Origin of the sequence: Methanoculleus sp. UBA291 (assembly GCF_002499755.1) — an archaeon.
Lineage (GTDB): Archaea > Halobacteriota > Methanomicrobia > Methanomicrobiales > Methanoculleaceae > Methanoculleus > Methanoculleus palmolei.
This window is the reverse complement of the sequence record NZ_DANC01000059.1, coordinates 70,033-92,413: the sequence shown is the minus strand read 5'-3', so window position 1 is coordinate 92,413 and position 22,381 is coordinate 70,033. Positions and strand designations below refer to the sequence as shown.

14 protein-coding genes and 1 tRNA gene are annotated in these 22,381 nt (G+C 59.4%); 6 read left to right on the top strand and 9 right to left on the bottom strand.

The genetic code is table 11. The annotated features are described in order from the left end of the window. Window positions 1-477: 477 nt before the first annotated feature. Together BP737_RS14040 and mch are read right to left on the bottom strand one after the other, a co-directional pair. Window positions 478-551, bottom strand: a tRNA-Val gene (locus tag BP737_RS14040). A gap of 310 nt (window positions 552-861) precedes the next feature. Beyond that, complete coding sequence (gene mch, locus BP737_RS14035) at window positions 862-1,809, bottom strand: methenyltetrahydromethanopterin cyclohydrolase (protein WP_292405546.1); 948 nt, start codon at window positions 1,807-1,809, stop codon at window positions 862-864. Window positions 1,810-2,051: 242 nt separating this feature from the next. On the opposite strand from mch, the gene BP737_RS14030 reads away from it, so the two are divergent. After that, window positions 2,052-2,603: a flavin reductase family protein gene (locus tag BP737_RS14030; protein WP_292405549.1), complete on the top strand. Its 552-nt coding sequence runs from the start codon at window positions 2,052-2,054 to the stop codon at window positions 2,601-2,603. A 49-nt stretch (window positions 2,604-2,652) separates the two neighbouring features. Here BP737_RS14030 and BP737_RS14025 read toward each other — a convergent pair whose 3' ends face one another. Together BP737_RS14025 and BP737_RS14020 are read right to left on the bottom strand one after the other, a co-directional pair. Next, window positions 2,653-3,795 (bottom strand): ORC1-type DNA replication protein, encoded by a 1,143-nt coding sequence (locus tag BP737_RS14025; protein ID WP_292405552.1) that lies wholly within the window; start codon window positions 3,793-3,795, stop codon window positions 2,653-2,655. A gap of 63 nt (window positions 3,796-3,858) precedes the next feature. Continuing rightward, on the bottom strand, window positions 3,859-4,455 hold the full coding sequence (locus tag BP737_RS14020; protein WP_292405554.1) for a hypothetical protein: 597 nt from the start codon (window positions 4,453-4,455) through the stop codon (window positions 3,859-3,861). Between the two features lie 354 nt (window positions 4,456-4,809). Between BP737_RS14020 and BP737_RS14015 the strand changes: the two genes are divergently transcribed. The 4 genes from BP737_RS14015 (at window position 4,810) to BP737_RS14000 (ending at window position 12,369) form a co-directional block, all read left to right on the top strand. Continuing rightward, complete coding sequence (locus tag BP737_RS14015) at window positions 4,810-6,357, top strand: glycosyl hydrolase family 28-related protein (protein ID WP_292405557.1); 1,548 nt, start codon at window positions 4,810-4,812, stop codon at window positions 6,355-6,357. A gap of 247 nt (window positions 6,358-6,604) precedes the next feature. Next, window positions 6,605-8,260 (top strand): hypothetical protein, encoded by a 1,656-nt coding sequence (locus BP737_RS14010; RefSeq protein WP_292405560.1) that lies wholly within the window; start codon window positions 6,605-6,607, stop codon window positions 8,258-8,260. 502 nt (window positions 8,261-8,762) lie between these two features. After that, the gene (locus BP737_RS14005; protein WP_342686274.1) at window positions 8,763-10,928 is read left to right on the top strand and encodes a CARDB domain-containing protein; all 2,166 of its coding nucleotides are present in this window, start codon (window positions 8,763-8,765) and stop codon (window positions 10,926-10,928) included. 199 nt (window positions 10,929-11,127) lie between these two features. Then, window positions 11,128-12,369 (top strand): oligosaccharide flippase family protein, encoded by a 1,242-nt coding sequence (locus tag BP737_RS14000; protein WP_292405565.1) that lies wholly within the window; start codon window positions 11,128-11,130, stop codon window positions 12,367-12,369. A gap of 11 nt (window positions 12,370-12,380) precedes the next feature. Here BP737_RS14000 and BP737_RS13995 read toward each other — a convergent pair whose 3' ends face one another. Next, window positions 12,381-14,600, bottom strand: coding sequence for a DUF2206 domain-containing protein (locus BP737_RS13995; RefSeq protein ID WP_292405568.1), 2,220 nt, complete (start codon window positions 14,598-14,600; stop codon window positions 12,381-12,383). A gap of 200 nt (window positions 14,601-14,800) precedes the next feature. Further along, a complete protein-coding gene (locus tag BP737_RS13990; protein ID WP_292405571.1) occupies window positions 14,801-15,967 on the bottom strand; it encodes a glycosyltransferase family 4 protein in 1,167 nt (388 codons plus the stop codon). Window positions 15,968-16,460: 493 nt separating this feature from the next. On the opposite strand from BP737_RS13990, the gene BP737_RS13985 reads away from it, so the two are divergent. After that, window positions 16,461-17,909: a right-handed parallel beta-helix repeat-containing protein gene (locus BP737_RS13985; RefSeq protein ID WP_342686273.1), complete on the top strand. Its 1,449-nt coding sequence runs from the start codon at window positions 16,461-16,463 to the stop codon at window positions 17,907-17,909. Between the two features lie 83 nt (window positions 17,910-17,992). On the opposite strand, the gene BP737_RS13980 is transcribed toward BP737_RS13985, so the two are convergent. The 3 genes from BP737_RS13980 to BP737_RS13970 form a co-directional block, all read right to left on the bottom strand. Continuing rightward, window positions 17,993-19,195, bottom strand: coding sequence for a glycosyltransferase (locus BP737_RS13980; protein WP_292405576.1), 1,203 nt, complete (start codon window positions 19,193-19,195; stop codon window positions 17,993-17,995). After that, a complete protein-coding gene (locus BP737_RS13975) occupies window positions 19,192-20,277 on the bottom strand; it encodes a CapA family protein (RefSeq protein WP_292405579.1) in 1,086 nt (361 codons plus the stop codon). Before BP737_RS13975 ends, BP737_RS13980 begins: the two co-directional genes overlap by 4 nt. 535 nt (window positions 20,278-20,812) lie before the next feature. Then, window positions 20,813-22,360, bottom strand: coding sequence for a beta-ribofuranosylaminobenzene 5'-phosphate synthase (locus BP737_RS13970; RefSeq protein WP_292405582.1), 1,548 nt, complete (start codon window positions 22,358-22,360; stop codon window positions 20,813-20,815). Window positions 22,361-22,381 lie beyond the last annotated feature (21 nt).

The window sequence follows — 22,381 nt, the reverse complement described above, 5'->3', positions numbered from 1 at the left end:
GCGGCGATCACACCCTGCTCTGCCGCCTCAGACATGGGGATGCTCGCCTCCTTCGCGAGGAGGTAGACATTCTCACGGATGTAGATGGAAGTCTGCTGAAAGACCTCTCCTTTTGCGTTGATTCTCTTCATAGCCTGTACGTGGTGAGTATTGCCTCTTAAGGAGGGGGTTCCCCCACCGGTCAGGGAACCCCCCCTTTATCACCCTCTGTGCAGAGTCTCAGATACACGAATATGTCCGGACGTGTCCGGACATGTCCGGACAGGAGAAAAGAGAAATGGAAAAAGGAGAAAAATATAAAACAACCGTAATCCATCGGATTAGAAAAAGGGTGCATACTACAGTATCCCCGGAAACTTACGAGTATCTGAAAGAAACAGCCCTAAACGTGGGCCAATTGCTCGATAACACGGTTTCTGAACTCAGAACGAAAATACCTTCAAAACTGGTTCTAATTTGCAAAAGCGAAGAGGAAAATGGGCCTGGCCGGATTCGAACCGGCGATCTTCGCCGTGTAAGGGCGACGTCATAACCGACTAGACCACAAGCCCTGCGGATGCCTTAGAATATTTGCACCGTGACGGATAAACGTGTTGCCTCTCGGAGATCCCGGGGCAGAGGGGCGGCATCTCTTCGGGGTTCCGGAGCGTCCCGTCGCCGATCCCCGGAATGGTCGAAGACGGGTTTTCTCGAACTCCTTCCCCTTCGGGGAAATCATTCTTCGCGTAAGAGACCGTATCGTCCGGTCCCCTGCCCTCCCGCGGACAGCCATGCATGAGTCGTCCGCCATTCTTCACGGCAGCTCCTGCTGCCGCCCGATTACGTACAAAGGATCGCCGGGTCCGGCCGCAAAAAAGAGGTTCAGATGAAGCCGAACGACTTCAACGTCACGTCGGGGTTGACGGCTCCCACGTGGTAGACCGCGCCCTCGGAGAGTTCGTTGATGACGACCTCGGCCGGCGAGAAGAGCGAGGTGTCGATTTGATAGAAGTCGAAGTTGGCTTCCTTGAAGATCTCATAAAACGGTTTGCCGTATCCCCGGGACTTGTTGCTCGGAATCCTGTCAAGGTAATCCTTGATCTCCGGCGCGTTCATCGTCAGCATGATGCTGCCGTGGTAGATCGTGGCGTCGTTGGTGCTGCCCATCGCCTTCGTGCCGTCCTTCTTGACGGGGGCGATCGGGGCGTGGCCGATCGCGGCGGTGATCTTCTTCGTGTCGAAACCAAGTTCGTTGAGTTTGTAGACCGCCGTCTCGACACAGCGGCCGGCAACCTGGGTTGAGCCGACGACCGACGCCGTGGGGGCCACAACCGCGCAGGTATTTGCAACGTCCACGTTGCAGGCTTCGGCGATATTCTCCATCACGCCTGCGTTCGGGAGGTGGTCGCTCTCAAGGCAGATGACCGCGTAATCGAACTCATCCTCGTAGTCGATGACCTCGTAGGTGTGCTTGGGCTTCAGGGAGAGTGCCCGTGCAGGGCCGCTGCCCATGGCGAAATACTTATTGACGTTGACCGTCCAGCCCGCTTTCTGGGAGCCGAGGCATGCAATGGCCGGGAAGTCGGTGCTGACCTCGATGAACGGGATCGGGACGTCCTTGACCCGGCCCATCGCGATGTCGACCTCACCGAGTCCGCCCATGCAGATCTCGGTGAACCGTCTTCCTGCCAGGTACCCGCCGCTGGTGCTGACGCCGCAGTCAACAATGCGTGCGCCGTTATCGAGCTCGTGCGGGACGGCATGAAACTCCTCGGCGTATTCGAAGAGTTCCTCAAAAATATCCAGTGCCAGTTCGTTTACGCTGAGCATGTGGAAAACCTCATCAGAGTACAAACGGTGGGGAAATAGATAAGGATTATGAATGGATTGCGGGCCCGTAAGATAACCCCGACCCGATCCGGGGTCCCGGAAGGGGAGCGAGAAGTTTTCGGATTAATATTGAGATCGGTGCTTCCGATAGACCTTACTCCGGTTCTCGACCGGAGGTACCGGTCTCCGATGCGGAGCAATGACCTAATGAGTGATCGAGATGCACGAAGAGATGATGATCCATGAATGAGATTCCGCTGGACAGGGTGTATCGCTTCATCGAGCCGGGGCCGGTCGTGCTGGTGACGACCGTGGATAACGGGCACAATAACATCATGACGATGAGTTACCACATGGTGATAGACGACAGCCGTCCTTTGATCGGCTGCATCATCGGGCCCTGGGATCACAGTTTCACAGCGCTTTGTGCGACGGGGGAGTGTGTGATCGCCGTTCCCGCGGTCGATCTCGCATCCAGGGTGGTCGCGATCGGCAACTGTTCTGGCCGGGATATCGACAAGTTCAATGCCTTTGGTCTGACGCCAATGCCTGCTAGACAGGTGAAGCCGCCGCTCGTGGCCGAGTGCCCCGTCAATCTCGAGTGCCAGGTGGCGGATGCAGGTCTGGTCGACAGGTACAACCTCTTCATCCTGGAGGTGGTTAAGGCCTGGGTCGATCCGGAGCGCGCGGAACGCCGGGTCATCCATCACAACGGGGATGGTACCTTTGTAGTCGACGGCGAAACCATCGACTTCCAGGAACAGATGGTGAAGTGGCCGACCTATCTATGCTGAATCGCGGGAGTGTGGCGCCCAACACCGAGCACGAAATAAACGCCGTCAGTCAGACCGTCTGCCCCTGCCCCAGGTGTTCCAGCACGCGCCCGGGATCGTAGCGGAGGCTGATCAGACGGGTTCGCCCCTTTCCCTGGCGATAATTGAGGTTTAAGAGCCGCATCGAATCAAACTTCTGAAGAATCGCGTAGTATCTGGTGTAACTGACCCCCGCCTTCTCCTTGACAAAACGGTAAACTTCCCCGGCGTTCATCTCCCGGTCGTCACGGGCAGCCATCTCTGCAATCCTGCCTAACACCGTCCTCTCTTCGGCCTTGAGCGTCCGGAGCGAGTAGGCCAGGTGCAGGTACCGGGAAACCTCGTATGCCTTGCAGACGTCCTCACGCTCGATAGAACGACGTGCCTCCTTCTCGGCGTTGAGGGTCGCCCGTTTGAGGAGGTCGATGCCGACGCGGAGGTCGCCGCTCTTCATCGTCTGCTCCACCACGAGATCCAGCATATCCGGCCGGAGAATGTTCGGGTAGAGCCCCTGCAGGACCCGCTCCTCAAGGATGCCGTGAACTTCCTCCTCCGAATAGGGGGGGAAGTAGATCTCGGTAGGCCGAAAAACCGACGCCACCCGGGTGTCCACCTCGCTTTGCAGGGCGACGGACATATCGCTGACGATGGCGATTACGCCGATTCGGACTCCCGGGTAGGCCTCGTGGGAGCGGAGCAGGGGATAGAGGACATGGTTGATCTCGTTTTCATAGAGGAGGTAGTTCGCATCGTCGAGCGTCACCAGGAGCACCTGCTTCTCTCGCAGCAGAGTCCTGGCTATGGCGTCGAAGACCTTTTTGAACGACGTACCTGATGCAGGCAACGAGTGCCCGGTAACCCGACGATAGATCTGCGAAAAGACGGCGAACTTGGTGTTGTCGATCTGGCAGTTGATGTAGACGGGGACCAGTTTCTTGGTGTTTTCCTCGATCTCGGCGAGAATTTTCTTGACGCTTGTCGTCTTCCCCGTCCCGGGAAGACCCCGGCAGATGGTATTGAGGGGTCGCCCCCCCCGCAGGCCCGGCTGAACCTGGAAGGCGAGTTCCCTGATCTGGGCATCACGATGATTGAACTGCTCGGGGACATAATCGATCTCGAAGACGTCGGGGTCCCGAAAAAGCGTCTCGTCCCACATGAGCAGGTTCTTCTTCATAATAAATTCCTCGGGTATTGTAGTATATATAACCTCCAGATTGGTATTTCCCATTAACGGGGTTTATGGCTGTTCCATGCACTTTTTACAGAGCGTTTTACCCATAAAGAGCTGGGAGAGTTTTGCCTGCGATTTCGAAACTGCTGCCCCGCATATCTCGCAGACGTCTTCTCCCGGGGCGGCGGCCGGCTTTGCTATGGCCGGTTCCTGTTGCTGCGGTGTCTGTACCGGTCGGGCCGGCTCCGGGTTTTTCTCCTCCTGTTTTGCAGGCGGTTCCGGGATTCGGGGAGGCTCCGGGTGCTCCGGCGCCGGGGGGATCGCTGCCGCGATGACATCGGTCGAAGGGCAGACATCCTCTTCTGTCCGGTGCGTCGGTTCCGCTGCGGTGGTTGCTGGCATCTCTTCCGGGGCCGCTCGTGTGGCCGCCGATGCCTGTGGCTCTGCAGGTCTGGCCGCGAGAACGCGTCGGCGATACGCATTCACCCGCTCTGCGGTCGCCGCATCACCGCGCCCGAATCGTGCAAGCATCCCGTCGAGGAACGTGATAAGGTCGTCCACATCCTCATGGGCCTCTACATCTCCCTTGACCTCGAGACGAAGGTTCTCATAGTTATCGAGGTTGACGGTGATCCCGATGGTGACTTCCTTCTTTCTGGACATATATTCCTGTAAATATTTGTATTCCATTATATACAATCCCACCGGCGGCCTGCAACATTCCTCTCTTCCTTCAAGCCCGGTCCCGGACTCGGCACTCCGGTTTTCGGCGGTGATCCCAATCCTGGAATCCCGATTGGGTATGAATTGTGGTGCTGCTTTGCTTGCGGCGCCCGCTCCCGCTCGAAACGGTTGAAGATCTGGATTCTGGGGAGATATGGATATTGCCGCACCTCTGATTTTTATAGTTGCGAAATTATATCTGGCCGGGCTTACCAGACGTTGCGCGAACCCGTGCGATGGCGGCGAAGCATTGAGACTCCGTTTTTGGGTCTTTGAAGAAATTGGTGGTATTGTATGCGCCTTTCCGTAATCCTGGAGTACATACGGGGTGTTTTATATCGGGAGGCCGCGCTCCGCCCACTTCTGGTCGCCATTGTCTTTGGCCTTCTGCTTGCCCAGAGCGTTGCTGCAGCATCGGCGCCGTCGCTCGTTGTGGCGGCCGGCGATAGCGGCCCGGCATCCAAGATGCAGGCGAACTACATCTGCGACGGTCTCGACGACCAGGCGGAGATCCAGGCGGCGCTCACCGCATTGCCGGGCGGCGGGACGGTCGTTCTCTCGGAGGGCACGTTCAACTGTTCGGGAAGCGTTGTTCCGGCGTCAGGCACGACGCTCCTCGGTCAGGGCCCGGAAAAAACAAACCTTTCGTTCAGCCGGAACGGGATGCTCAACATTTCCAGGGAATCCATTACCCTGGACGGGTTTCATATCATGGGGTCCGGCTACGTGAATGCAAGTACGAACACGACCCTCGATCTCAGCCAGTGGCTCGGCGTGCTCACCATCTATGCAAGCGGCACCCGGGTCCACAACGTCACGGGCACCGCCGATTCAAGCATCCAGGCGGTCTTTCTCCTGCTCCACAACCCGAACGTCTACGCGCCCATCCTCGAGGACGTCGAGTTCGTCAACTGCAGGGCCGTGGACACCGGGACCTACGGGTTCCTCCACAATGCCTGGGGAACGGAGAACACGGTGATCCGTAACGTTCGCTACGAGAACTGCGCCGCGATCAACTGCGGTAGGTATGGTCAGTTCAACCCCTGGGTCACCGGGTTCGACTTTGCGGAGTTAAACGACATCGAGGGTCTCCGGGCGATGAACTGCCTTGCTGAGGGCAACCTTGAATCCGGGTTCCACTTCGAGTGGGACCCCGAGAAGCGGGACTGCGTCCTCATTAACTGTACGAGCCGGAATAACGGGCAGAAACCACATCCCAAAGATTACCTGGTGGGCAATCCGGACTTCTTCGGGTCCGGCTTCTACCTTCCGGGAGGGCAGGTATCGCTGATAAACTGCCTGGCCGAAGGGAACAGCGCGTTTGGGTTCTTTATCGTCAACCCGAAGGGTATGCTCCTCTACAACTGTGCCGAGAACGGCACCGGGCGGATCTCGTCCGGCGGCTCCTCTCCAGGGCCCATCTCCTACTGCGTTCTCCAGTCCCTGCCCGTCTCAGAGAACCCCTCTCTTGTGATGGAGCACTGCCGGAGTCTTGATTCAAACGGCTGGGCCCTGTTTGTCTGCGGCACAAAGAACGCGCTCATCAGGAATTTCACCATGACCGATCCGGCAGGCATAGACGGAATCGGCGCGGTATTGGGTTGCCCTTCCGGGAAATTCCTGGTGAACTCGACGATCGATGCGGGTCTCTCCAACTCGACCGTCGATCTTGTCGCATCGGGAGACCGGCCACAAACGCTGGTCTATATCGTGAATAACAGTAACGTCACCTACTCGGGCAGGGTCATCTCCGATGCCGCTTTGCCGGTGTTGGTCGAGGGAGATCGGGTGGGGGTGGACCTCTCCGGCCTCAGGGTGCTTGCGGTCAACAAAACGGCATAGCACCCGGCCACCGTTGCTTCACGCACGGGTGGTTGAACCGGAGGATGGCTGAAAAATCCCCGTCGGCCTTTCCGGCTTCGGAGCCGAACCCGTCTGCGAGAGCGGGTCGGCTAAACCCTTAAATGGTACTTCTGCCTCATAGGGGTATGGGCCGGGCAGAAGACGTTGCGGTTCGATGTGAACCCGGGACGGCAACCTCTCACGTTCACGGCGCCGAAGAAAAATAACGGGCAAGGTCAATCACCCCATGTCGGCAAGACCCCCTCTTGGGCCTGGAGACAGGCGCACTCTCATTGCCATCGCTCTTATACTCTCGGTGATCGGCGCCGTCGTGCTGGTCATGCACTTCTATCCGCCGGGCCCGGCGCTCCCGCCTCCTCCTCCCCCGCCGTTCACCCCGATTCCCACGACGCCGGTAGCGCCCCCGGAGGTGCCCGGGCCGACGATTGTCGTTGCGGCAAGCGATAGCACCTCCGCGTCGAAAGCCCGGGCCGATATCCGGTGCGACGGGACCGGGGATCACCTTGATATTCAGGCTGCCTTCGACGCATTGCCGGCATCGGGCGGCACGGTCGCTCTGACCGAAGGGACGTTCTCCTGCACGGGGAGCATCTACCCCGGCGTAAATGCCATGCTTCGCGGGGAAGGGCCGGAATCAACATTTCTCGAGTTCAGCAGGAACGGGCGGCTCAATGTCTCACAGGAACGCGTCACACTCTACAATTTTCATGTCCGGGGCACCGACTACCCGGATATCGAACCCGACCGCTGGCTCGGTGTGGTCACCCTCTATGCGAGTCACGCGAAGGTCCTCGCCGTTGAGGGAACCGCCGACGCAAGCACTCAGGCGGTCTTTCTCCTGCTCCACGACCCGGACGTCTACGCGCCCATCCTCGAGGATGTCGAGTTCATCAACTGCAGGGCTGTGGACACCGGGACTTACGGGTTCCTCCACAACGCCTGGGAAACGGAGAATACAGTGATCCGTAACGTCCGCTACGAGAACTGCGCCGCGATCAACTGCGGCAGGTATGGTCAGTTCAATCCCTGGGTCACCGGGTTCGATTTCGCGGAGTTAAACGATATCGAGGGTCTCCGGGTGACGAACTGCCTTGCGGAAGGCAACCTCGAATCCGGGTTCCACTTCGAGTGGGACCCCGAGAAGCGGGACTGCATTCTTGAGAACTGCATCAGCAGGAATAACGGACAAAAAGCCTACCCGACGAAGACCTACCGGGAAGATGATATGTCGACGCACTACTTCGGGTGCGGCTACTATGCCCCCCGGGGAGATGTCACCTTCATCAGTTGTTACTCCGAGGGGAACAGCCGGTACGGGTTCTACGCCACCAATGGCGGCAAACTCTACAATTGCATCGATAAATCCGTCGGCGCCGGGAAGGACGACTACCGGATAGTCCAGCCGGCGTCATTCTACGCTGCCCCTACCCGGTCCATATCCCCGTCCCTGGTGCTCGAAAATTGTTCGAGCATCGATTCCAATGGTTACGGCCTCCAGATCGACCTTGCAAGCGATGTCTGGATTAAGAACTTTCACCTGGTGAATCCGGTCGGGATTGACGGAAAGGCGACGGACCTCGGGGGGTCGCAGGGCGGGCCGTTGTCTAACTCCGTGATAAACATCTATGCCTCGGGGGACCGGGCCGAGACGCTGATCTGGGCGAGAAATAACGAAAATGTCGAATATTCCGGGCGGATAGTCTCGGACACGGCAAAGCCGTTCGTGATCGAGGGGGACCGCACCCGCAATGTTCGGATCAAGAATATGGAGATTGTCTCCGCAAACCTCGCGCCGTTCACTAACGGTGTAATCCTCACAAATACGGTGCCTTCCGGGGCGGTGACGTTTGAGAACGTGGCGGTCACCTCGAAAGAGCAATGATGCTCGCCGTGTCGGTTCGGGACCCTGCACCCGCCCGGAGGTCCGCCGCCGGGTTCGACCGGAAGGCCGGTACCCGGCGTCATTTCCGGGGCTCTCGTGCGGTCGGGGTGTCTTGCGCGGGGTGGTGCCGTTGATGTCTCCCGGGGTGCGGCAGGGGGTCGGCCTGCCGTCCCGGGGGACGGAGATGCAAGCCCTTAAATTCTCATTATTTTATATTCTTTTAAGAATTATAATGGGTCTCCGGGTCCCGTTGGCCGGTCCAGATAGTCCCCCGGGATCTCATGTTCCGGCGGTCATTCTCCGGCGCTTCCATGATAAAATTTTATATTATATATGTGCCTTTCTATTTCTACTTCACCACTTAAAATTGTAAAAATTACCAATTTTAAGCAAATATATTGATTTATTTGAAGTTCTGGCATATATTATGCGTTTAATCAATTTGAAAAACATTTTAAATTTGAGGCATCAGATAATGCAATGCCTCCTAAGAGGTGAGATAGTGCGAGATAGACGGACAACGAAGCTTCTAATCGCGGTGTTCCTGATCGTCGGGCTTGTCCCGATTGTCGGAGCACTCGAGACGACCCCCGACGTGGTTGTCGCGGCAAGCGACAGTAGTGCGGCCGACAAAGCAGCGGCCGACTATGTCTGCGACGGGGTCAATGATCATGTGGAGATTCAGGCAGCACTGAATGCCCTGCCATCATCCGGCGGTGTTGTCCTCCTTTCCAGCGGCACATACAACTGTGCGGGGATCATTGCTCCCAAAGCAGGCTCTACTCTGATGGGGGAAGGTGAATCGGAGACATTCCTGAAATTCACCCGCGATGGACGCATCAACGTCGACCGTGAGCATGTGACCCTCGACGGGTTCCACGTCGAAGGCAGCGGCTACAGCAGCGGCGTCAAGTGGCTCGGCGTGATCACCGTCCGGGCAAGCCATGCTGCGGTCCACAACCTCACGGGAACCGCGGATGCAAGCATTCAGGCGGTTTTCCTCCTGATTCACGATCCGGCGGTATACGCTCCGACCCTCGAGGACATCGAGTTCGTCAACTGCAAGGCCGTGGACACCGGGACCTACGGGTTCCTCCACAACGCCTGGGGTTCGTCGAACAAGGTGATCAAGGACGTCCGCTACGAAAACTGTGCCGCGATCAACTGCGGCAAGTACGGTCAGTTCAACCCCTGGATCACCGGGTTCGACTTTGCGGAGTTAAACGACATCGAAGGTCTCCGGGTGACGAACTGCCTCGCTGAGGGCAACCTTGAGTCCGGATTCCACTTCGAGTTCGACCCGAAGGTGACGGACGCCGTCCTTGAGAACTGCGTGAGCCGGAACAACGGGCAGAAGCCCTTCCCGAGCCGGGCCTACAACCCGAACGACATGTCGACCCACTACTTCGGATGCGGCTACTACGCCCCGAACGCCGACGTGACGTTCCTCAACTGCACGGCGGAGGGCAACTCCATGAACGGGTTCTACACGACGAACGGCGGAAAGCTCTACAACTGTGTCGAGAAGAACACCGGTATCGGAAGGACCGACTTCTCTTACCGGGTGCCGGCCGGCTACTACAGCGTCCCGACCCGCTCTGCGAACCCCTCCCTGGTGATGGAGAACTGCACGAGCATCACCTCGAACGGCTACGGCCTCCAGGTAGATCTCGCGAACAATGTGAAAATCCGGAACTTCTACCTGATCGATCCGGTCGGGTACAACGGTAAGGGTTCGAGCCTCGGCGGTACGAACGGCCAGTTCGACAACGCCGAGGTGAGCATCTACGCATCGGGCAACCGTGTGGAGACGCTGGTCTGGGCGAAGGAGAACGAGAACACCGTCTTCTCCGGACAGATCGTCTCCGATGCTGCAAAGCCCTTTGTAATCGAAGGCTACGGCACGCGGAACGTCCTTGTTAAGGACATGGAGATTATCTCAAAGACCCTCCCTGCCGGTTCCTCCGGCGTGACCGTCGTCGGCACGGTTCCGGCCGGTCAGGCGACCCTTCAGAACGTCAGGGTGACGCCCACCGGATCGCCGGTACCCACTCCGACCCCGACCGTCCCCGTGACGCCGGTCCCCACCACCCCGGCCCCCTCCGGGAAGCCGGACCTGGTGGTGACCGATATCTCCTGGACGCCGGCAAACCCGGCCTCCGGGGATGCGGTGACGCTCAAGGCGACCGTCAAGAACCAGGGTGACGCCGCGACGCCTGCGGGCGCTAAACACGGCGTCCTCTTCACGTTCGACGACGGTGCCGCCGGTTCGGGCGTCTGGTCCGACACCTACACCCGGTCGATTGCTCCGGGCGCATGGGTCACGCTGACTGCAAACGGCGGTTCGGCCGGTGCAACCTGGAAGGCCGCCCTCGGCACTCACACCGTGAAGGCCACCGTGGACGATGTCAACCGGATTGCAGAGAGCGATGAGAAGAACAACGTTATGAGTAAAAAGATCGTCGTCGGAGCCCAGCAGGCTCCCGTGAAGGGAGACCTCAACGGAGATGGCAGCGTGGACTGGGCCGACGTGATAATCGCCGCCGATATGGCGCAGGGAAAGACGGACCCCAGTGCGGCTGCCGATCTTGATGGAGACGGCACCGCGGGCTGGAAGGATGTTGCTCTGCTCGCCGACTTCTTCTTCGGCAGAGTTTCATCACTGTAACGTCTTCCGGGAGGCAGGCTATCCACCTGTCTCCCCGATTATTCCGCCCGCAGTTGCCGCTCCATATCTCGTGGCTATGATCTTAACCTTTTCTCATGGTCTGTGAACCCTGCCGGACAGACGACGCCGGAACGTCTCTTCCATCGAAGCGGAAGCGGCGGATACATCTATATAGGTTCCGCCCAATACTGGCGGCCCGATGGCAGTAGCACTCCCCAAAAATTTCAGCGAGGTCAGACAGCAGTTTCAGGAGCCGCTTATCCGGAATTCCTTCTTCATCATGGCGTCGTCGTTTGTCGCTGCGGGATTTGGGTTCTTCTTCTGGATGATCGCGGCCCGGCTCTACTCCCAGGCTGATGTGGGCATTGCTACTGCCCTGATGTCGTCCATGGGGCTTCTCATCCTCATCTCCCGGCTCGGCCTGGACCAGTCGGTTATCCGGTTTTTTCCCACCCGTGACAAGAACAAGGTGCTTGGAACCGCCCTCCTCGTACCGACCGCGGCGGCGCTCGGTGCGGGGCTCGCCTTCATCGCCGCAGTGGACGTCGTATCCCCCGAACTTACAATTGTCCGGACAATCGCGCCGCTCTACCTCGCCATCCTAGGAGCCTACTCCATCACCTGGGTCCTTGAGGGTGCGTTCAATGCTCTCCGAAAGTCCGAACACTACTTCACCCTGAACCTGATCTACGGGTCGAGGATTCTCTTCCTCTTTCCCCTGGTCTTCCTCGGGGCGACGGGCATCTTTAGCGCCTTCGGTCTCTCGTTTATCATCGGCCTCGCCTTTGCCCTTGTTCTCCTCTCCCGGTGCTCCATCCGGCCGGAATTGGGCGTGGACCGGGCCTTCCTGCGGGAAGCATGGCAATTCTCCGCCGGTGCATACGTCGCCGGGATACTGATGTCCGCTCCGAACATGGTCATCCCGATCATGGTGCTTCACGTGCTGGGGGCGGAGAGCACCGCCAACTACTACATCACCTACGCAATCGTCTCGATCCTCTTCATGATCCCGTACGCGTTTACGACCTCGCTCTTCGTCGAGGGGAGTCACGGAGGGGAGATGAAGAAGAGCGTGCTCCGGACGCTTGCAAGCATGTTCGCCCTGCTGATACCTGCAATCATCGGGCTCTCCCTCTTCGGGGAGCCGATCCTCAACCTGATCGGCAAGGATTACGTCGAAGGGATGGCCCTGCTCCGGGTGCTCGCCGCATCCGCTCTCTTTGTCTCCCTCTGCCAGACCTTCATATCCATCGCAAAGGTCAGAAACGATATCCGGAGCCTCATGATTGTCAGCGGGTTCATCAGTGTCGCCCTGCTCGGGCTTGGGTATACCATGATGAACCGGTTCGGCCTCATCGGCATGGGGTATGCGTGGTTCGGCACGTATGCGGCAGGCACGGTCCTGATCGGCGTGATCCTGAAGAAGAAGGGCTGGATCTAATCGCCTGTTCTTCACCGGTAATACACGACGGCACCGACGTTGTCGTAGATCCGGTTCCGGTCCCGGATGTACTGCACGGCGTCGGTATAGCCCGCCACAGTGACCGTGCCCTTCTGCGCCTCGATCCTGACGTTCTCCCGCACCAGGTTGTAAGTGCCGAAGTAGAGATACGAACTCGGCTCCATCAGTGAAGCGTTTGCCGGGAGGTATCGCTGATGGTCCGGATCGAACCCCAGCAGGAGCCACCAGCGCGTGCCGTCAACGTAGATGGGGCGCTCGCTCCCTCCTTCCTGGAAGAGCCATTTTGCTCCCTGCACCTCTTTGCCGTTGAAGACCGGTTTATCTTCGGTGGTTTCAAGCGCCATCGATGTCGGGCTGTCGTTCACGACCTGGTAGATGAGCCCGCTGTTGAAGAGGAAGAACACGACAAAAAATACCGATAGCGCCTGATAGGCCGTTCTCATGAACGGAACAACCTTGAAACCGTGTATTTTTCCGATCAACGTCTCATAGAGCGCTATACCGCCGATGACCGCAAACGGGGCAAGGAAGATCAGGGTGATATGGTAGAGTCGGCTGGTGTTGAGCGAGCTTGCAAAGAACGGGACGATAATCCCGGCTACGTTGATGAGGAAGAAGACAAGCGAGATGGCGAGGTACTCGGGCTCGATACGCCACCGCCCGCGCTTTGCCGTGAGGGTTGCAAGCAGTCCTGCGGCGATGAGCCCCTGGGTGGCGATATGGACGACTTTTGCCAGACTGTGCAGGGGCGTGATCGACTGAGTGGTGAGGATCTGCATCCCCTGAGCGGCTTTCGGGCTGAGGGAGTTTGAAAAGAGAGTATCCCCTATCCTGTCCCCGATGCCGGCAATGGTGGCAAATGCCATACCTCCGGCTACCGTCGAGTACCAGAGGTAGGCGAGGGCGGCAAAGATGAGGATGTAAGGGAGGGCGAGCGTCCGGACCGATCTTCCCCCGCCGGTCCCCGCCGGGGCGAGCGGGTCGATCTTCAGGAAACCAAACCGTTCGGTGATTTTTTCCGGCAGCCGGACCTGCAGGCGTTCGAAAACGACCAGGAGCAGCCATGCCGGGATGAGCGAGAAGAGGTAGATGTACGAGAGGCCGTAATGCGAGACGATCATGGCAAAGCCGAACGTGACCATGAGGAATGCCCGTCTGCCCCTGTCCATGACCTTGTCGATCATCACGAACGCCGTCAGCGCAAGGAAGAGTTCGGCGATCTGCTGGCGGGCAAGGGAGATCATCTCGTTATAAAAGGTGAAGAACGCGACGAAGAAGAAGATCGAGAAAAATCCGATCTTCGGACTCGTCTGTTTTTCTATCACCCGGTAGAGCCCGAGCGGCACGAGCGCAAAGAGGAGGGGGTAGATGATCTTGAAGACCCAGATGGGATCGAGATCGCAGATGAGCGAGTAGGTGGGGACGAGCGCAACGACGGAGAGCATTCCATTCGTGTTATACGGGATGTTCATGTCCCAGAGCCCCGGTATCAGCACGCTGTTTACGAGGTGGAGCTCGTGATGGATATCGTAGCCCCAGACATACTCCGATATCAACGCGGTATGGTAGAGGAGCGCGAGCGCGATTGTGTAGACCGCCAACGGATACGCGGACGCCGGGACGAGGCGGTCGAACCCGACAGCGATCCCGGTGACGGCGACGAGGACGAGGAGCAGGAAGAGCAGGGTGACCATGTGGTATTCGTCGCGCATGTGCGTCCCGATGATCGCAAGGAACGGGAGCAGCGCAAGGAACGGTACCGCGGGGGAGGGTGGAAAACTAACCTCTACCACGGGGCTCACGGCGGCATGCTCCCGGTCTCTGGTGAGCGCGAGGTAGAGCAGGACCTGCACGACGGCGATGATCGTGAGAAAGAGGATTGCAAACGAGAACGGCCGTGCATACCCGAGCAGCGGGTAGACGGTGTTGGCGGCGAGGCCGGTAAGCATGAGAACGACAAGACTCAGCCCGACGGAGTAGAGCGCCGTCTCGATCGTGCCGAGATTGTGGAGTCTGAGTGCCTTCAGGACGAGGACCCCGGGCAGGAAGGTGAGGTAGAGAAAGGCCAGGGCCTCTCGTGCAATCGGGATATGATACCCGACGAGACCCAGAGAGACTACACCGATGAAGGCAATCTGGAATGCCTGGAATGCCCAAAAAAATGTTTTGTTATCCCAGTCGTTCATCTGGAACGGGTTGAGCAGGTGCATGGTCTACGTACCTCTGGTGAATCCCTGGCCGATCCTGTGTCCGAGAGACGTCTCTCCCTTTTCGGTGGCATGCAGGCAGCGTTCGGTGCCGTATCACTGCACCTACTCTTAGGTCCATCTATTAATGGATTTCGCCAACCCGGCCTTTTGCGGCATCCCTTCCTCATGCTGCAACGGTTTCCGCCGGGAGGCACGGGAGATCAACGCTCTTTTCCGACGACGGAGGCTGTCCCGGCGGGTGCCCCGTCTGCAGGCTTTCCCGGGGGAGCCGCGAGCTCACCGTAGACCGCGAAGAGAGATTGCACGATCGTGGACCAGGCCATGTCCGTCTTCAGTTTTATATAGCCCTGTTCTCCCATGAGCCGGCACGCCGCCGGGTCTTTGAGCAGGCTCACGATTGCAGAGGCCAGCGCGGCCGGGTCGCGTGCGGGCACGATATATCCGGTCTTTCCGTCGTCGACGACCTCGGGCAGGCTCCCTACATCCGTGACCACCACCGGCCTTCGGAACCCGTAGGCGGTCGGTATGACGCCGCTCTGGGATGCTTCGACGTACGGGAGCGCCACGACGCTCGCCTGCTGGAAGAGCCGGGCCCCCTCCTCGTAGGGGACTCGATAGTTGTAGACCTCGAATGCGTCCCTGTTCGCCATCGCCATCTCATATCTGGCGAAATCCTCGCCCGTCCCGGCGACGACGATCCGGGCGTCCGGAACTTCCCGGGTGATGAGCGGCTCGGCCTGGATCAGGTAGTCGAGCCCTTTGTAGCGGTGGATGCGGCCGAAGAAGAGGACCCGACGGCCTTCCGGTTCCCGGCCCTGCTGCTCGAACTTTATAAACGGCGCCACTTCGTGCTCGCCGATCGGGATGACATGCACCTTCCGGTCGGGGATGCGGTAATTTTTCACCAGGATATCCCTGAGTGCTTTCCCGTGGACGAAGATCCGGTCGGGGAAGAATCTTGATACGAACAGAGTGAGACGGTAGAGGTGGGAGCCAATATCCAGGAGCCGGTCTTCGCCGGGATGCGGTTCAACGTCGTGGAACGTCGCCACCAGCGGATAATTCCGGAGCATGGGGAGGAGCGGGCAGAGCATGGGGTTGTTCACCTGGAAGTGGACGATATCTGGCTCGAAGTCGTTGATTGCGGCGACGATCTCCCTGAGCACCGGGTAGCATGACGGACCGAATTTCCCGGCGTGTCGTGAGTAGCCGAAGATATGGACTTTCACCCCCGGGTCGATGCTCTCCAGGTACTCCTCCGACCGGTAGTCCGGCAGCAGCAGCAACACCTCGGTGTGCCGGGCAAGTTCGTTCGCCATCTGGATGGTGTAATCGTAGAACCAGAAGGTCAGACAGGCCACTCGCATAGGCCTCCCTCTGTGAGGAGGCTGTATATAGATTTGTGCCCCCGGAAAGGGTGGTCTTGAGCCCCGTGCGGTCTTGCCCGCTCCAGTGCTCAGGGTGCATCCGGCGCCCGTGAGCCTGATTTCCGGTCGATGGGGCTATCTTCCCGTCGTTTCACACCATCGCCGTGCAGCGAGGGTCCGGGTCCCGCGGTCATCCAGGCGCACGGAGCCGATCTCTCATCCACACCGCCGGAAAGCGATTTAGAATGGGTCGTTATGGGTGATCGGAGGGGGTCCGGCGCGAATATTTATAATTTCCGATTTTCCGGAAACTGATAGTATAATATTTTTCTGCACCGCTTGTTCTTCGCCCTGCTCCGCCTTCTTCCGAACCGGCTGATGCTCGAAGGTTTATATTCTAAGCCAATAATTCTCCGCAATTTTATTTTTTGAATAAAATATTTATACACCAATCAAAAGACGGTAGTGATACCTCACAGAGAGGCTGAATGGCATGATAGACAGGAAAAACATACTCAGACTGACTGCACTACTCCTGGCGTGTTTCCTTGTTCCGGCACTCGCTCCGGTGAGTGCAGCCGAGTCTGCAAGCCCGGCCACGCTCACCGTGGCTGCAAGCGATAGTACCGAACTGTCCAAGAACCAGGCAGACTATGTCTGTGATGGAGTCAACGACCAGGCCGAGATCCAGGCAGCGCTCGCCGCACTGCCCGAGGGCGGTACGGTCGCTCTCTCGGAAGGCACGTTCAACTGTGCCGGTGTCATCGCACCGCCGGCGGGGACGACGCTTTCCGGCCAGGGCCCGGATGCGACGAACCTCGTGTTCACCAACGACGGGCGCATCGACGTCGACCGTGAGCATGTGACCCTCGACGGGTTCCACGTCGAAGGCAGCGGCTACAGCAGCGGCGTCAAGTGGCTCGGCGTGATCACCGTCCGGGCAAGCCATGCTGCGGTCCACAACCTCACGGGAACCGCGGATGCAAGCATTCAGGCGGTTTTCCTCCTGATTCACGATCCGGCGGTATACGCTCCGACCCTCGAGGACATCGAGTTCGTCAACTGCAAGGCCGTGGACACCGGGACCTACGGGTTCCTCCACAACGCCTGGGGTTCGTCGAACAAGGTGATCAAGGACGTCCGCTACGAGAACTGTGCCGCGATCAACTGCGGGAGCAAAGGTGCGTTCAACCCCTGGATCACCGGGTTTGACTTTGCGGAGTTAAACGACATCGAGGGTCTCCGGGTGACGAACTGCCTCGCTGAGGGTAACCTCGAGTCCGGATTCCACTTCGAGTTCGACCCGAAGGTGACGGACGCCGTCCTTGAGAACTGCGTGAGCCGGAACAACGGGCAGAAGCCCTACCCGGACCGGCCCTACCAGCAGAGCGACATGTCGACCCACTACTTCGGGGCCGGCTACTACGCCCCGAACGCCGACGTGACGTTCAAGAACTGCACGGCGGAGAGCAACTCGCTCTACGGTTTCTACACGACGAACGGCGGAAAGCTCTATGATTGCGTCGAGAAGGACACCGGTGCCGGGAAGACCGACTACACCCAAAGACAGCCGGCCGGCTACTACAGTGCTCCGTGCCGCTCTGCGAACCCCTCCCTGGTGATGGAGAACTGCACGAGCATCGACTCGCACGGTTACGGTATCCAGATCGATCGCGCGAGCAACGTCCAGATCGAGAATTTCCAGATGGTGAACCCGGCCGGGATCGACGGTAAGGGTTCAAGTCTCGGCGGCCAGTTCAGCGACGCATCGGTAGACATCATCGCCTCCGGCGATCAGGTCGAAACGCTGGTCTGGGCAAAGGACAATCAGAACGCCCAGTACACCGGTGAGATCACCTCCGACTCCCCGAAGGCGTTCCTGGTTGAAGGCGGCCAGAATGTCCGGACAGAGGGCATGACGGTTGCACCTGCCAGCGCGTAAACCTGTTGATACTCTCGGACCCGTTCCCGGGTCCGCCCAATCTTTTTTGGTTTTTTTAAGAAAAATTTGCCGGGGTGTCTCGTTCAGGCCCCTCCCGGCGGGCGCCTGCTCTGGCCGTTGTTTACGATACCCGCATAGAAACGCTCGACGTCGTGCATGATTGCCTGCCAGTTGTACCGCGTTCGAACAAGTTCCTTCGCCTGCTTGCCGAACCTGGCCCGTAAGGCGTCGTCGGCAAGCAGGCGCCCGATAGCATCGGCCAGGGCCTCCGGCGTGTACGCGGTTGTGAACCCGACCGTGTTGTCGACCCATCCGAGCAGGTCCCCCTGCCCCGTCGTCACGATTGGCGTTCCGCAAAGGCATGCTTCGAGGAACGTGACCGGAAACCCGGTGAAACTCGGCGTCACGAAGACATCGGCGTCGGTGTATGCAGCCATCTTATCCTCCTTGCTCACGAACCCTGTGAAGATCACCCGGTCTTCGAGGCCGAGCGACCGAACCCTTTGCTGAAACTTGCCGTCGTGGCCCACACCCCCTCCCACCAGCATAAGGACAACGTCGTCTTCCTCCTGTGCCACCTTTTCAAACGAGCGGATCAGGAGGTCGATCCCTTTTGTCGGATCGAACCGTCCCAGGTAGAGTACGACCCGCGTGGCGTCGTCGATGCCCCACGCCGCGCGGAACCTGCCGCGGGGCGGAAGGTTGGGGTACTCGGCAAGGTCGATACCGTTAGGGACGATTGCAATCTTCTCCTCAGCGATGCCCAGGGCGCGGTAGCGCTCCGCTTCCGTCTCGTTGAGTGCGATCACTCCTGCGGCGTCGAGGAGTATCCTCTTCGACCAGAGCCGGTCGAAGAGCCGCTTCATATGGGTCGAGCCTGTTTCCTGCGGGAGCGCCCCGTGCGCCTGGAGGACATAGGGGACGCCGTATTTCCTCCCGTAGTGCGATGCAATGACGGTAAGCAGGGTGCGATGGTCGTGGATGTGGATCAGGTCGAACTGCGCCACATTCTTTCTCGCAACCTCAGGCATACGGTAGGGTATCACCGGCAGGGTCGCGCCCCCGGCGTACTTTCGCAAATTCTCAAAGTAGTAGACGTTCATCCCGTCGACGCCGGTCGGACGGTTCGTGGGCAGGTCGTTTGGGTAGACGCTCCTGTTCGTCGTATAGACCGTGATGTCATGCCCGTTCTGGTGGAGGTTGTGTGAGATGTCGTACGCGACCCGTGCCACCCCTCCCGCCTCCCAGAGCGGTTTGAAGAACGGGGTGACCTGCAAGATCTTCATGCATGCCCCCCCGCATGCCGTTGTCTCAACCGTTTTCTAATCAGACCCGCATAGCAGTTCAGGCAGAACGGCGTCACCAGCCAGACCCCGCATTCGACCAGGGGCGCGAGTCCGTGCCGCCGGATCCGGTAGCGGTAACTGTCCATGTTGTACGTCAGGTAATTCTCACCGATCTGCTCAAACCACCATTTCCGGGTGATCTCTCCTTTCTGCACCCGGTCCGAGCATTTCGCGATCCAGTGCCTGACCCGTTCCCGGGTCCGCCCTTCCGCCACCGCGGGCTGGAAATTGCTGTTGATGACACAGGGGGTGACTGTGTAATCCCGAATACCGTACCGGTCCAGGTCTACCGAGAGGATCATGGAACTCTTGATCTCCTCCTTGAAGAGTTCGGTATCGAACTGGAAGTTCCCGAGGGAGTAGGCGATCAGGCCGCCGTTGTACTCTTCCAGCCCCTGAATTGTGTGAGAGTGGTGTCCGAGAACCAGGGTCGCCCCGTTGTCGATGAAGTCGTGGGCGAGTCTGACCTGATCCGGGGAAGGGTAATAGACGTTCTCGATCCCCCAGTGCAGGGAGACAACGATATGATCGCAACGGTCCTTTAATGCCCTGATATCCTGGATGACGGTTCTTCTCTTCAGTTTTGAAAGCGTAACACCCGGGGGTGACCGAAACCTCCCGCTCGTGTAGCCGAGAAAACCGATCCGGACCCCATTCCGTTCGAGGACCTGCCCCCGTTCTCTCTGTCTGTCGCCCCGTGCCCCTCCGATATAGGCGATACGACGGGTTTCCAGGCCGTCGAGAGTTTTTTCGAGCCCTTCCCGGCCCATGTCGAGCGTGTGGTTGTTCGCCACGCTGAGGATGTCGAACCCGGCGTCTTTGAGGTAATCGCCTGCTTCAGGAGGGTTTGCATTGATCCAGCGCTTTCTTCTTTCGGTGCCGCTCTCGGAGAGGACCGCCTCCAGGTTCCCGAAGAGCAGGTCCTTCTGCCGGAGTTCGTGCTGTATCAGGGCAAACGGTTTTTTGCCGTTCCTGGTCCAGAGCAGCACGTCCCCGACAGCCTGCAGCCGCATCGCCGTCATGCCGCTGTTCTCCCGGCAGTCCTTTTGCTGCCCTTCGAAGGCCCCGGTCTGAAACCCGGCCTCGTCGCTCCTGGCGCCGGAACTCTGCTGATATCTCCGAAAAAAGGCTTCACGTGCAGATAACCTGGTATACTGTATTCCCCCTTGATGCGTTGAGTTCCAGACGGAACGTGCAACAATATATAGTTTGCTCCGCTTACGGTTTCGCTGGCAGCCGGGATTTGAGCATGTAGTGACCCCGGCGCTCCGGACGGGGCATGGAGGACGCCTGCCGCGTCACATTTCCGACTGCCGAACCATTAACTGTTCTCGCATCGACTATTTATCCGGACCTTCGAACGGCAGATGATGAGAGTTACCCCCACTGATTGGTGATGAAGCAGGGGGCTGATGCCGCATCGACTCTTCTCTTTCAGGTATCCATAGACCGGTACGTGGGCGTCGTTCGGGAAGGCACGGGGCAACCCTATCCGACGTGAGCGGTCGGCACCACGGCGATTATCCCTGTTCAAGACGCCGCATCACGGATCTCCTTTCATTCCCCCCGCACGACCGCCCCGCAGTTCCTCGCCCGCGTCAGGAGTACCTTTCCCCCATAGTCTCCGAGCACCTCCCTCGCCGCGCGGGCCGCATCCTGCATATCCGTATCGCCGACGGCGTAGACCGTCGGCCCGAACGAGCTCAGGCCCGCACCGGCGGCACCGGCCTGAACCGTCGCCTCGATGAGCGAGGAAACGACCGGGTGCTGCATGGCCACCTCGACCTTCTTGAACCCGAGGGTTTGAGTCCTGTTGACCGCCGAGCCGAAGAGGTCGAGGTCGTGCTCGACCAGGCCCGGGATCATCCGCATGAGCACCTCGTGGCAGAGTTCCCGCACCTCATCTAGCGGAACCGGGCAGTACGTGCGGAAAAGATCGGCCTCTCCGCTCCCGTGCGCCCCTGCACCGGTATCGGGGGTGACGAGCAGGATGCGCCAGTCCTCCGGGAAGCGGTGCCGGGTGAGGACCGGCGGCGGCGCCACCCCCCGCGATGCCGCCGACGGGCGGAAGTCCTGCTTTCCTCCCGGAGAACCGAACCGGTGCCCGCCGTCCAGGATGAACCCCCCCTGCTCGAACGCCGCCGTGCCGATCCCGGACGTCCCCCCGCGGCCGACGATCCGCGCAAGGTCGGACACGACTGCGTCCCGTTCGTAGAGCCGGCAGAGGGCGGCGGCGGTGGCGAGCGCGACCTGCGTCCCGCTCCCGAGCCCTGCATGCTGCCGGGCGGCGGCATGTAGCGTGATTTCGGCGCCGCCGGGGAGTCCAAGCCCTTTCGCCACCGTCCGGGCAGCCTCCGCGACCCTGCGCCGGACTTCCTCATCGCCGCCGTGCACGCTGACGTCCGGCCCTTTGCGCGCGTCCAGGACGCATCCGGGCTCGTCGAGGGTGATCCCGACCCCGCCGTCGACTCTGCCCGAGGCGCCGTTCATATCGAGCAGGGTGATGTGGATCCGGGACGGAGCATCGACCAGAACTCTGATCTCGTCCGTAAACGACGTGAAGGGGAAGACCTCCTCGATTGCGATCAGCGGCTCTTCACGGTGGATGATCCGGTACTCCCGGGAGAGCATCGATTCGCACCGATGAACGCCGAATGTCCGGGCCAGGTCCGTACCGGCGGGGACGATGCGGGCATCGGTGATCTCCCGGCGCGACTCTATCCGGTGACGGCGGAGGATCCTGCCGATGGGAATGTCCGCCCTCATGAGGTCCTGCCTGAACTCCGGGGCAAGCCGCCGGAGCGGGGTGCGGGAGACCGCGTAGATGAGGACTTTTCCCGTTACGCTGTCCTTTAACTCGACGATGCGGTAATTGACTTCGTCTCCGGGTTCGATCTCGAGTGCCGCCGCCGTCCCGGCGTCGGCGGCGATGATATCCTGCACCCGGGTGGTGATGGTGACGGGATGACCGGTTGCCATCTCGAGGAGGTTTGTCACCGACCCGTCGGTCCCGATGAGGACCTTCTGCATCGGGGAGAGCCTCCCCACACGCTGCTCGATCTCCTGGATCCTCTCACCGATCTTCTCTGTCGTCAGGGGTTCCATACCTGAATAGGTGTAGTGTAC

What these genes read in the sequence shown, in the direction of transcription:
- BP737_RS14010 (WP_292405560.1), top strand. Translation starts at nt 6,605, where the DNA reads ATGTCGGCAAGACCCCCTCTTGGGCCTGGAGACAGGCGCACTCTCATT.
- BP737_RS13980 (WP_292405576.1), bottom strand. Translation starts at nt 19,195, where the DNA reads ATGAAGATCTTGCAGGTCACCCCGTTCTTCAAACCGCTCTGGGAGGCG.
- BP737_RS14020 (WP_292405554.1), bottom strand. Translation starts at nt 4,455, where the DNA reads ATGTCCAGAAAGAAGGAAGTCACCATCGGGATCACCGTCAACCTCGAT.
- BP737_RS14000 (WP_292405565.1), top strand. Translation starts at nt 11,128, where the DNA reads ATGGCAGTAGCACTCCCCAAAAATTTCAGCGAGGTCAGACAGCAGTTT.
- BP737_RS13985 (WP_342686273.1), top strand. Translation starts at nt 16,461, where the DNA reads ATGATAGACAGGAAAAACATACTCAGACTGACTGCACTACTCCTGGCG.
- BP737_RS14025 (WP_292405552.1), bottom strand. Translation starts at nt 3,795, where the DNA reads ATGAAGAAGAACCTGCTCATGTGGGACGAGACGCTTTTTCGGGACCCC.
- BP737_RS13990 (WP_292405571.1), bottom strand. Translation starts at nt 15,967, where the DNA reads ATGCGAGTGGCCTGTCTGACCTTCTGGTTCTACGATTACACCATCCAG.
- BP737_RS14030 (WP_292405549.1), top strand. Translation starts at nt 2,052, where the DNA reads ATGAATGAGATTCCGCTGGACAGGGTGTATCGCTTCATCGAGCCGGGG.
- BP737_RS13975 (WP_292405579.1), bottom strand. Translation starts at nt 20,277, where the DNA reads ATGACGGCGATGCGGCTGCAGGCTGTCGGGGACGTGCTGCTCTGGACC.
- BP737_RS13995 (WP_292405568.1), bottom strand. Translation starts at nt 14,600, where the DNA reads ATGCACCTGCTCAACCCGTTCCAGATGAACGACTGGGATAACAAAACA.
- mch (WP_292405546.1), bottom strand. Translation starts at nt 1,809, where the DNA reads ATGCTCAGCGTAAACGAACTGGCACTGGATATTTTTGAGGAACTCTTC.
- BP737_RS14015 (WP_292405557.1), top strand. Translation starts at nt 4,810, where the DNA reads ATGCGCCTTTCCGTAATCCTGGAGTACATACGGGGTGTTTTATATCGG.
- BP737_RS13970 (WP_292405582.1), bottom strand. Translation starts at nt 22,360, where the DNA reads ATGGAACCCCTGACGACAGAGAAGATCGGTGAGAGGATCCAGGAGATC.